General features: G+C 64.0%; 14 protein-coding genes. 8 read left to right on the top strand and 6 right to left on the bottom strand.

Annotated features, from left to right (window positions below):
- The 8 genes from Q0K43_RS08230 to Q0K43_RS08195 all read left to right on the top strand — a co-directional run.
- A partial coding sequence (locus Q0K43_RS08230) for a biotin/lipoyl-containing protein (protein ID WP_297290074.1) occupies window positions 1–1,103 on the top strand: 1,103 nt, incomplete at its 5' end.
- A gap of 254 nt (window positions 1,104–1,357) precedes the next feature.
- Complete coding sequence (locus Q0K43_RS08225) at window positions 1,358–2,314, top strand: D-2-hydroxyacid dehydrogenase (protein WP_297290073.1); 957 nt, start codon at window positions 1,358–1,360, stop codon at window positions 2,312–2,314.
- 86 nt (window positions 2,315–2,400) lie between these two features.
- Entirely contained in the window at window positions 2,401–2,745 is a 345-nt protein-coding gene (locus Q0K43_RS08220) for a PadR family transcriptional regulator (protein ID WP_297290072.1), read from the top strand.
- Complete coding sequence (locus Q0K43_RS08215; protein WP_297290071.1) at window positions 2,745–3,584, top strand: permease prefix domain 1-containing protein; 840 nt, start codon at window positions 2,745–2,747, stop codon at window positions 3,582–3,584. Before Q0K43_RS08220 ends, Q0K43_RS08215 begins: the two co-directional genes overlap by 1 nt.
- A gap of 1 nt (window position 3,585) precedes the next feature.
- Complete coding sequence (locus Q0K43_RS08210) at window positions 3,586–4,230, top strand: DUF5044 domain-containing protein (protein ID WP_297290070.1); 645 nt, start codon at window positions 3,586–3,588, stop codon at window positions 4,228–4,230.
- A gap of 4 nt (window positions 4,231–4,234) precedes the next feature.
- Entirely contained in the window at window positions 4,235–5,617 is a 1,383-nt protein-coding gene (locus Q0K43_RS08205) for a permease prefix domain 1-containing protein (protein ID WP_297290069.1), read from the top strand.
- 12 nt (window positions 5,618–5,629) lie between these two features.
- Complete coding sequence (locus Q0K43_RS08200) at window positions 5,630–6,388, top strand: permease prefix domain 1-containing protein (protein WP_297290068.1); 759 nt, start codon at window positions 5,630–5,632, stop codon at window positions 6,386–6,388.
- On the top strand, window positions 6,385–7,068 hold the full coding sequence (locus Q0K43_RS08195) for a hypothetical protein (RefSeq protein WP_297290067.1): 684 nt from the start codon (window positions 6,385–6,387) through the stop codon (window positions 7,066–7,068). The genes Q0K43_RS08200 and Q0K43_RS08195 overlap by 4 nt, the downstream gene beginning before the upstream one ends.
- A gap of 35 nt (window positions 7,069–7,103) precedes the next feature.
- On the opposite strand, the gene Q0K43_RS08190 is transcribed toward Q0K43_RS08195, so the two are convergent.
- The 6 genes from Q0K43_RS08190 to safA form a co-directional block, all read right to left on the bottom strand.
- Window positions 7,104–7,673, bottom strand: a complete 570-nt coding sequence (locus Q0K43_RS08190) for a DUF2313 domain-containing protein (RefSeq protein WP_297290066.1) — start codon at window positions 7,671–7,673, stop codon at window positions 7,104–7,106.
- Complete coding sequence (locus tag Q0K43_RS08185; protein ID WP_297290065.1) at window positions 7,670–8,734, bottom strand: baseplate J/gp47 family protein; 1,065 nt, start codon at window positions 8,732–8,734, stop codon at window positions 7,670–7,672. The genes Q0K43_RS08190 and Q0K43_RS08185 overlap by 4 nt, the downstream gene beginning before the upstream one ends.
- Window positions 8,731–9,078 (bottom strand): hypothetical protein, encoded by a 348-nt coding sequence (locus Q0K43_RS08180; RefSeq protein WP_297290064.1) that lies wholly within the window; start codon window positions 9,076–9,078, stop codon window positions 8,731–8,733. The genes Q0K43_RS08185 and Q0K43_RS08180 overlap by 4 nt, the downstream gene beginning before the upstream one ends.
- 4 nt (window positions 9,079–9,082) lie before the next feature.
- On the bottom strand, window positions 9,083–9,448 hold the full coding sequence (locus tag Q0K43_RS08175) for a hypothetical protein (protein ID WP_297290063.1): 366 nt from the start codon (window positions 9,446–9,448) through the stop codon (window positions 9,083–9,085).
- 12 nt (window positions 9,449–9,460) lie between these two features.
- Window positions 9,461–10,408 (bottom strand): hypothetical protein, encoded by a 948-nt coding sequence (locus Q0K43_RS08170; RefSeq protein ID WP_297290062.1) that lies wholly within the window; start codon window positions 10,406–10,408, stop codon window positions 9,461–9,463.
- The coding region (gene safA / locus Q0K43_RS08165) for a SafA/ExsA family spore coat assembly protein (protein ID WP_297290061.1) at window positions 10,408–10,908 on the bottom strand (501 nt) is incomplete at its 5' end. The genes Q0K43_RS08170 and safA, both read right to left, overlap by 1 nt.

The following is a 10,908-nucleotide window of genomic DNA, read 5'->3' as shown; positions in this document are numbered from 1 at the left end:
CCATGAACGCGGTGGTGGCCGCCCTCCACGGCCAGGAGCGGGACACCGGCCTGGACGGCGACAAGCTGCAGAAGCTGTCCGACTACTGGGCCGACGTGCGCCTGCGCTACAGCAAGTTTGAGGCAGGCATCAAGAACCCCTCCACCGATATCTACCGCTACGAGATGCCTGGCGGCCAGTACACCAACCTGAAAAGCCAGGTGGAGAGCATTGGCCTGGGCCACCAGTTCGAGGCGGTCAAGGAGATGTACAAGACCGTCAACCATATGCTGGGCGACATCGTGAAGGTGACCCCCTCCTCCAAGATGGTGGGCGACCTGGCCATCTTCATGGTGCAGAACGACCTGACTCCCGAGAACATCGTGGAGCGGGGGGAGGCCCTCACCTTCCCCGACAGCGTGGTGAGCTACTTCAAGGGCATGATGGGCCAGCCCGCCTGGGGCTTCCCGGAGGACCTCCAGAGGGTGGTCCTCAAGGGCGAGGAGCCCATCACCTGCCGCCCCGGCGAGCTGCTGGAGCCCATCGACTTCGAAAAGGCCCGGGAGGAGGTCCGCAGGTTCTACCCCGACGCCGACGACCACAACGTGATCTCCTGGTGCCTGTATCCCAAGGTGGTGGAGGACTTCTACCGCCACCGGCAGGAGTACGGCTATATCATGCGCATGGGCAGCCACGTGTTCTTCAACGGCATGGCCCTGGGCGAGACCAACAAGATCAACATCGAGGACGGCAAGACCCTGGTCATCAAGTATATGGGACTGGGCGACCTGAACGAGGACGGCACCCGCAACGTCCACTTTGAACTCAACGGTATGCGCCGGGAGGTGGCGGTGCCCGACAAGAGCGCCACCGCCCAGGCCCGCAAGGTCAACTTGGCCGACCCCTCCGACAAGAGCCAGGTGGGCGCCTCCATCCCCGGTATGGTGTCCAAGGTGAACGTCAAGCCCGGCGACAAGGTGGAGGAGAACCAGGTTCTGGCCGTCATCGAGGCCATGAAGATGGAGACCTCCGTGGTGGCCCGCATGGCAGGCACCGTGGACGAGGTGTTCATCAAGGAAGGCGGTTCCGTCAAGGCCGGCGAACTGCTCATTACCATTAAGTAAGACCGGTTTTCTTAGCTTTTCAACACCCCGCCGCCTTCCTGTGAGCGCAGCGAACCGCCGCTTTTGCGGCGGAGCGGGGCGGGATTCACTTCCGCCCCGCGATACTAAATTAAATTTCTCACGGGTCCCCACGCAGGCGTGCCTGCGTGGGTCTGGCGGTTCCGTCAAGGCCGGCGAACTGCTCATTACCATTAAGTAAAAAGTGGGGCCGGTCTGCCGACCGGCCCCACTTTTTACGGAAAGGCGGTTTCACTATGGAAACCATTCTCCATCTGCTCCCCCTGTCCCCAGCCCAACAGGATCGCTTCCGCTCCGCCGCTCTCCATGAGGAGCATCTCTTTCTCCCCACCAGCGACCGCCGCGGCGCAGCGGATATCCCCCAGGACTGGCGGGAGCGCGCCACCATCCTCATGGGTTTCGTTCCCCCGGCAGATCTCAAAACCTTCCCCCGGCTGAAATGGGTCCAGAGTTGGAACGCCGGAGTGGACCCCTACCTGGTCCCCGGTATCCTGCCCGAGGGCGTGGTCCTCACCTGCGCCGCCGGAGCCTACGGCCCCGCCGTCTCCGAGCATCTGCTGGCCATGCTGCTGGCTCTCTACAAGCGGCTGCCCGCCTACCGGGACCAGCAAAACGCCCACACCTGGGCCGACCTGGGCCACGTCCGCTCCCTGCGGGGAGAGACCGTGCTGGTGGGGGGTACCGGCGACATTGGCCGCCACTTCGCCCACCTGTGCCGGGCGCTGGGCGCCAAAACCGTCATGGGCTTCCACCGCTCCGATGCCCCGGCGGAGGGCTTTGACCGGACCTTCCCCCTGTCTGAGATCGACGCTCTGCTCCCCCAGGCCGACGTGGTGGCTCTGGCCCTTCCTCACAACGCCGGTACCGCCGGTCTTATGGACCGCCGCCGCCTGCTGCTGATGAAACCCGATGCCGTCCTGCTCAACGCCGGCCGTGGTTCCGCCATTGACTGTACCGCCCTGGCGGAGGTACTCTCCCTGGGCCATCTGCTTGGGGCCGGGCTGGACGTCACCGATCCGGAGCCTCTCCCACCGGATCATCCCCTCTGGGACGCCCCCCGGGCCCTCATCACCCCCCACACCGCCGGCGGCTACAACCATATGCAGGTCACCCTGGACCAGCTCCAGGCCCTGTTTCTAGACAATCTGGGCCGCTTTCTGTCCGGCCAGCCCCTCCGCAGCCGCATGAAGTAAAGTCCCTGTTGACATACCTCGGGTTTCTAGGTATAATATACCTAGAAACCCGAGGTATTGTTTTTTGTTCTGAAAGGAGGTTTCCCATGAAAGCGGATAAATCCCTGTTATCAGGCAGCGCCACTCTGCTGGTTCTCTCCCTCCTGTCCGGGGAGGACAAGTACGGGTACCAGATGATTGCCGAACTGGAAGCCAAGAGCGACCACACCTTCTCCATGAAGGAGGGCACCCTCTACCCCATTCTCCACACCCTGGAGAAGGAGGGGGCGGTGCAGTCCTACGAGAAGGCGGCTCCCACCGGCCGCACCCGGAAGTATTACCACATCACCAAGAAGGGGCTGCGGCTGCTGGACACCAAAAAGGAGGAGTGGACCACCTTCTCCCAGGCAGTGAACGCCGTGCTGGCCGGGACCACCCCGGTCATGGCCTGATGGATGCCCCAAAAGCGCCCCCTCGCACCATAGACCAGTTCTGCGGCAAGGTGTGTTCCTGTGTCCGGTTTTCCCCCGACCACGCCGCCATTTCCGCAGAACTGACCGGCCACATGGAGGAACACCGGGACGCCCTGCTGGAAGCCAACCCCGGCATGACTCTGTGGGACGCCGAGTCGGAGGCCGTCCGGGGCATGGGGGACCCGGAAGAACTGGGCCGCTGGCTGAACCAGATCCACAACCCCCGGCTTGGCTGGTTTCAGATCTGGTTTCGCCGGGTGGTGTGGACCCTGGCCGTCCTCGTCCTGCTCTTCGCCCTGCCCCGGGCTGGAGAACTGGTTACCAACCTAACCGCACCCGCCAGTTACGACGGTATTGGGATGGGCCATCTTCTGGAGCATTACGACGAGTACGACGTGGTGGCCGATTTCACTCCCGGCGCTGTTTGGCAGTATGAGGGCTACACCTTCTCCATCCAGCGGGCGGTTGTCACACACTCGGAGACCAGCGCATACCGTGATGAGGCCTTGCATCTGAGCTATCTGCTGAAAGTGACCCACTCCGACCCCTGGCAGCGGGGGCCGGAATTCCGGGAGTGGCTGTGGGCGGAGGACGATCTGGGCAACCGCTACCCCTCCAGAGGTGAGCAGGCGCTGTACCAGCTGCCCACCTCCGCCGGGGATTCCTCCGGCAATCCCTCCGCCGTCTATCCCTTCGCCTCCTACTACGATCTGTGGGTGGGGGGTATCCATCCGGAGGCAACCTCCGTCACCCTCCACTTTGACCGCTTTGGAGAGAACGCCATCTCTCTGACCCTGCCGCTGAAAGGAGGGGACTGACATGGCCAGACGCTCCGTCACCCCCGCACAGCGCAAGCGCCGCATTGTCCGGGACGCCCTGCTGCTGGTAGTAGTCCTGGTGGTGCTGATACTCCGGCTGGATTTTCCCATCCTCACCGCCGAACAGGCGCTGGAGGCTACCCAGGCCCGCTATTTCTTTGGCCCCGGAGAAGTCATCACCACCCTGAATTATTCCCGGGAGGCAAACCAGGTCAAACTCGGCCAGTACGACCGCTACTACATTCTCCGGCACGGGGACTGGTACGCCTGGTGCGGGGTCAACCACTATGGTCTGTTCTGGCAGGCCGGTGGCCTGGACGCTGTGGAGAACGACCCGGACCTCCCCCTGGTGCCTCTGGTGGTCAGCGACTGGAACAGCGGCGCGGTGCTGGTGATCTCCAACGACCCGGAGATCACCCAGGTGGAGATCACCTTCCCCGTCTCCGCGGAAACAAAGCAGGGCTATTCCCTGCTCTCCGCCAGCCAGAGTCAAAGTACGGAGAACTGCTTCCTGATTCCCTATACCTCAGGCCCCGGCTTCGTCTTTCCGGAGGACCTCCAGGTCAAGGGCTACGCCGCCGACGGAACGCTGATCTACCAATCCCCTGTGCCGGAATCCTGGGCCACCCGTTATGAATTGAGGTGAGTGTATGGCCTCCAAGGCCTTTGATATGTTCTGCCATCAGGTATGTTCTGTGATCCGTTGGAAGCCCGCCCGGTATGCCGCCTGGGCGGAACTGGACGCCCACCTGGAGGATCACGCCGCCGTGCTGGAGGAACAGGGCGTACCGCCCGAGGAGGCCGCCCGCCGGGCGGTGGAAGCGATGGGCGACCCCTACAAGTTGGGGCACCAGCTGGACAAGTGCCACAGCCCCCTGGTTCCCCGGCTGTCCCGTATCTTTGCCCTGCTGGCTCTGTCCGTGCTGCTTTTGAGTCTGGTGATCGGCCTTCGGGCGGGCACCGGCATCTTTGCCCTGACCGGCCTGTCCCCCAAGACCGGCCCCCTGCCCCATGACGGATACGGCACATTGGAGATCTCCGGTACCGCCACAGGAGGTGGTGGCCTCTCCGGCTACCAGCTCGCCTCTGCCGGAGAGGCCGGACTGGTGCTGGTGTCCATGTCCTATCCCGGAGAGGAGACTCTGCGGGAATATCAGCTCCAGTGCCCCCTCATCATCACCCGCCGGCAGTTCTGGCAGCCGCCCATGAATTTCCTGCGGACAGAGGTCTCCTGGACCGACGATGCCGGTGGTTCCGGTTCCATCCGTACCTCCTCCGTTGTCCGACACGCCCTGCTGGGCAGCGTCGCCCTGCTGGAGATCAAAGACCCCACCCCGGGCGCCCGACAGTTCACCGTCACCCTCAGCACTCTGGCTCTGCTGGCCGCCCTGTTCCTGCTGTGGGTAAGTCTGGAGCGGCCCATGCCCACCATCGCCCTGGCCTGCGCCCAGGCCGGCCCCGCCAACGGCTTTACCGGCGGGGAGGTGGTGGCCTCCGGCCCTGTCCGGCTAAACAAGGCTCAGCCGGACACCGACGCCTGGGCGGTACTTCGCTCCGGCGACACTTACGCCGTGGCCAGCTTAAAGCGCACCGCCGGTCTGCTGTGGACGGTACCCGGTTATGATCTGCACGTCCTCTCCTGGATGGACGAGTATACCCTTTACCCCTGGCGCGTAGCCTACACCCCCTATTCCTACCTGGACGACTCCAATCCCTCAGGCCTCTTCCCGGAGATCAGAAGCGAGCTGATCCCGCTGGCCATCTGTACCGACCCCGCCGTAACCCGGGTAGAGGGAGAATTTCTGTGGCTGGGGCGATGGGAGGACCCCCAGGAGGCTCTGGCTGACCGGGGCGTATCCATCTCCTGGTCCTCCGCTGGTGAAGGCGTGTGGGTAGGAGCGCCCGTTACCTCTCCCACACCCGCCCTGCCTGACGGCAGCGGCCACAGCGGCGCCCTGTCCATCTGGCTCCGGGGCTACGATGCCGCCGGCAACCTGGTCTGCTCCTACGACCCCACCGAAGACAGGGAGTGAGGTGAATCCACCTTGTGCCAGCCATTTGAACAATTCTGCGATCAGGTGTGTTCTGTCATCCGGCTGCCGCTGGCCAAACGTCTGGCCCGGGAGGAGCTGACCGCTCATCTGGAGGACCACGCCGCTGCGCTGGAGGAACAGGGCGTCCCGCCCGAAGAGGCCGCTCTCCGGGCGGTGGAGGCCATGGGAGATCCCTATCAGATCGGCCATGAGCTGGACCGCTGCCACAATCCTCTGTTTCCCGGTCTGACCGCCCTGTTCACCGTGCTGGGCATCATGCTCATTCTGGTCAGCACCGTGGCCAGCGGCCTGCATCAGACTGGCCTATTCGCCCACGACTCCCTGCTCCCGCCCTCCTGTACCCTTCCCGCTCAAGTCAATGAGACCCTGGTGGTCTCCGGCTCCGCCTCCGGCGGCGGAACGGTGGGCGGCTATACCATAACTGCCCACAACGCAGCCCTGATCTGCACACCGGACTATCCTAATTCCCCCTCCCGGCTGGAGATCCAGGCCTCCCTCTCGGTCTCCCACTGGCAGTTGTGGCTGGATAACCTGGCACTATCCCAGGTACCATGTACCTGGATCGACTCCACCGGCGCCACCGGGGAGGGCTATTGCTCCACCTGGTCCACCTCGCCTCTGGCCGCCGACGGGTATCTCACCCTCGCCAATCCCACCCCCGGCGCCCAGTGGTTTACCGTCACCCTGGGCAAGCCCGGCGACCAGATCATACTCCGCATTGATCTGGAGGAGGAGGTGCCCCTGTCATGACCCATTTCCGCTATTACATCTTGCCCCGCATCCGCTGGGCCTTGAGCATCCTGCTGCTCTGCCTGGGACTGCTCTCCGCCTGGGTGGCGCTGGATACCCCTCTTCTCTCCTCCGCCGCCGTGTGCCAACGCCTGAACCGGGAAAACTATGTGACGGATAACACCATTCTGGCCTCCGGCCCCATCCAGTATCAGAAACTCCACTGGGACTTTGTACCGGACAATACCTGGTGGTTTGTGGGCCGCCAGGGCGATATCGTGCAATTCTACACCCTGGACCAGCTGGCCGGTTTCCTGTGGCGGCCTGCGGATACCCTTCCCTTTTGGCAGTTGGATCTCACCCAGCAGGAAGATCCCATCTACTGCAATCTGTTTGGCTCTCAACCCGATATCGGCCTTGGTTATGAGGCCACCCCTGTGGTAGTCTGCACCGACCCCAGGGTGGTACGGGTAGAGGCTCAGCTGATTTCTCTGGGTACCAGTGAGCGGGCCGATCCTCAGGCTGCCATAGACAGCCGCGGCGTCTCCCCCACCTTTACCCAGGTGGCCGACGGCGTGTGGGCCGCTCCCTCCACCCTGGCACCCGGCCCATCCGATGACAGCGGTGCGGTCTGGCTGGCCTGGTGCCAGGGCTATGACGCCGACGGTAATTTGATCTGCCAGGATTCCCCTACCTCCTGAAGCGCCAAAAGGCGGCCCGCAGTGCGGGCCGCCTTTTATTCCACCATCTTCTCCAGTTCCTCCCAGGTGGGCCCAATGGCCTCAATATCGCCCCAGGTGGCAAACTTTTGCTCCATCTCGCTCCAGGTGATGTACCAGTATGTATATTCAATGCCCAAATGGGCGGGCAAAATGCTCTCAATGATTTTCCGCAGCTCCTCGAAGCCGTCAGGGATGCCGGGCACATCGGGAAACCAGATCTCCACCGTCCCCGTCTTCCCGGTTTCCCGGGCCTGAGCGTTGATGCCGCAGCCTCTCAGATTGTCATTGATAGCCGCCAGGGTGAAGCTGTCCCCGCCGATGCGGAGCAGGGCGGCCAGGGCCGCCCGCCTCATCTCCAGGTCGGTTGCCACCGGTCGCCGGGTCAAAAGGCCCTCGATGGCCTCCAGCCCCCGGTCCTCCGCCGTGGAGATCAGCATCTCCCGCTGGATCTCCTCCAGGTCAGTCTCCACACTGTCCAGGACCTGACCCTGAGCCTCCAGCTCTCCGCCGTTGGCGGTGCCCTCCAGTTCGTATACCCGCAGGGGCCGCAGCAGATCCTTCAGATATTGTGCGTATCCGCTCATGCCGTCCCCTCCGTCCGGGTGACCGAAAGGCTATTCAGCTGGGGCAGCACATCCTGCTCCACCGTCACGTCGGCAGCGGGGACGGTGAGGGCATAGTTCTCCACCCCGTCCACCTCGTAGATCAGCTGGCTCAGCTTGGCCCGCAGGATATTCTGGCCCAGCCGCTGGCCGTTGAACCAGCTTCGGATAGCCTGTTCCACATTCTGCTGCACCGTCTCCCCGTCCCGGTTGGTGGCCGGCTGGATCTGAACCGTCACATCCACATTCTGTACCTCCGGGGCACGCACCTGCACATCCACGGCAATCTCCCGCCGCTGCTCAAAATAGGCCTGCAAATCTGCCAGCAGCCCCTCGTCAGGCGTCCCGGAGGCGGTGGCCACCACCACATCCACCGAGCCCACTCCTCTGGGCCGGGACACCACCGCCGCAGCCGCCACCTGGGGGAATGACATGGCGCCCTGCTCATAAAAGGCGGCGTTGGCGCCGTTGGGCATCCGCTGGAAGGTCTCCAGTACCCGCTCCCGCAGTTCCTCGTCGCTCTCCTGATCCAGGCCACCGGAGAACCCCTCCGGGTTGGTACACCGGCTGATCCCCACCGGAGCTACCGCCATGGCCCGGATGGCGCCCGCCGCCACATTGCCCGCCGCCCCCGGCTCCAGGGCTGCCGCCGGGGCATCCACCTGGGTCTGACCGGCCTGGAGGGTGACCTCCCGGGTGGTCTCAAAGCGGATCAGCCCCGCCGTCATGCACACCGTCCCCGCCGGGATGGTCAGGTCGGCCTGGGCGGCGCTGTCGGTCTGGAAACGAATGCTCCCCTCCGCCGCCACCGCCGCCCGGCGCTCCAGTCCACGCAGTTGGGCGTGCTTGTCCAAATACTCCCCCTCCGCGCTCTGGGGAAAACACTGGCGGTTTACCCAGTCGGCCTGGACGTACAGGGCGTATATCTGGGCAGCCACGGCGTACAGCCGTACCGCCATATCTCCGTCTCCGGCCAGAGCAACCCCCGTCTCTTTTTCAAAGATGGCCGTCATCTCTCCATAGATTTCGTCAATGGATCTCACCAAATCCCTCCCGTCTCAACCGCCAGGGTCAGCTCTTCCCCCTGCCATGTCAGCGCCACTTCCATGGTGCCGTCCTCTTCCAGGCTCACAGCGGTTACCGTCAAGTCAAGTTCATCCTCCAGGGCCTGGGCTACATACTGCCGGGCCAGATTCAGCCGCTGGGCTGGCTTGCAGCGGCCCAGCTGGTAAAGCTGACTGCCCAGGTTGGGCAGAAAGGGGAAGCTGCCCCGCGGGATGGACAGCTTCCACAGCACCCGCTGGAGCAGCTCCTGGCTGCCCTCCGCCCGCCGGTAGCCGCCCCCCTCGTCGGGCACATAGTCCCCGTCCCTTACCATCAGTTCCATGCGCTCACTCCCTTGTCATGACCTCCTTGCCGTTGACCAGCAGTTTGCCGGTCACGGACACCGTGCCGTCCATGCCAAGCCGGATAGAGGTACCGCCGCTGTAGAGCAGCACCTCACCTTCCGCCACGCCGTACTTCTCGGCACACCGCGCCCCCGCCACGCAAGGGGCCTCGCCGTCGGCGCCGGTCTTGAGGACCAGCACCTGGTCCCCCCGAGCTGGCCGCCATACATAGCCGCCGGGGGCGAATACCGGCAGGTCACGCCGCTCGCCGTCCAGGCACACCCCCGCCGGGTCACCTCCCAGGGTGACGGTACCAACCTGGGAACCGCTGTTTTTTCTGTTCCGCCGCTGCTGCTGTGCCAGCCACATCCTGTCTCCCTCCTACTTCAACGCCGCCGGGTCCCCCAGCACCAGCCGGGTGTAGGTCCCCTTCTCGTCCATTCCGCTCACCATTTCGGCCACCCGCCAGGTACCCCGACCCACCGGTTTGTTCAGGTGGATCTCCACCAGCTCCCCCGGCCAGGCCAGAAAGGCCCCGGGTAGTTCCAATTCCAGCTGCCGCAGTTCCTCCGCCGACCGTTCCAGCTGATAGCTGCCGGAATAGCGCATGGTCTGATAGCTGCTCTTCCCCGGCATGGTAAGTACCCTCCGGCACCGTCCGCCCCGCCGGGCAAAGTCCTGGTTCTCCACTGTCTGTACCGCTCCGGTGGTCCTGTCCCGCACCAGGATCTGGGACAGAACGCCATACCGCTGGTCCCGCAGGGTAAGGGCGGTCACTCCCGTGTCCTCGGACAGCACCAGCTTCTCCCCGGTCTCCCAAGGGGTGGCCACTAATCGCCCCAGCCGGTCAAACCGTGGGGTAATCCCGCCGTAATACCGGCAGAACTCATAGACCACCTGCCACTCGCTGCTCCCCACCGCCACGGAAAAACCAGGTACGGCGGTGAGCTTGGCCCCCGCCGCCGCCTCGATGCCGTAGGGCGTCACATGATCCCGCAGGATATCCTGCCAGGTAGCCACCTGGTAGTCCATGCCCAGGGCCTCATTGTCCAGCAGCCGGGCTGCCATACCTCGACCGGATATGGTCAAAAAACTGCCCTGTTCATTCCAGCCCCGCTCGCACTCGTCCACCAGGCCGGTGAATACCCGCTGGCCCCCCTCGTCGGCGGTAAAGCTGACCGCCTCTGCCAGCAGATCCTCCTCCGGCTCCCACAGACAGCGCACCTCAAAGCTGTCGCAGGGGGTGCCCAGGCCGTACTGAAACTTCCATTCCGTCACCTGGGGCAGGGCGATCTGACTCCCGTCCCAGCAATGCAGTACGGCTTCCATCACGCCACCCGCACTTTCTGGCCGGGATAGATCAGGTTGGGATTCTTGATCTGGGGATTGCGGGCAATCAGATCGCTCAGGCCCACCCCATACCGCCGGGCGATCCCCCACAGGGTGTCCCCCCGCACTACGGTATACCACTGCTCCCCAGCGGAACCGGCCTGGGCCGTTCCTCCCGTTGTTCCACCGGAGGTGGTGGTCACTCGGGTACCCGTGCTGTGTCCGCCAAACTCCTCCCAGAAGGCAAAGGTGTACTTCACATAGTCCGCTCTGGGCTCCTGGCTGAGGGAGAGTTCCACAAAGTAGGCGTTGGCCGTCTGCCACACCGGATGGACCAGGATACCCGGCCCCTGGTCGTAAAAGACGCTGGCCAGCTTCTTGAATTCATCGTAGGCCCCCTCCCCCACAAACTCTCCCTCCCCCCGCATGATGCGGTAGGAGGGGCCCAGATCCTGCAGGGCATAGTGGCCGAAGGGCACCTCTCTGGCCCCCACCTTCCG

It is taken from the genome of uncultured Flavonifractor sp. (assembly GCF_944383115.1).
Taxonomy (GTDB): domain Bacteria; phylum Bacillota; class Clostridia; order Oscillospirales; family Oscillospiraceae; genus Flavonifractor.
The sequence above is the reverse complement of the archived record's forward strand: the minus strand, read 5'-3'. Positions and strand labels throughout refer to the sequence as shown.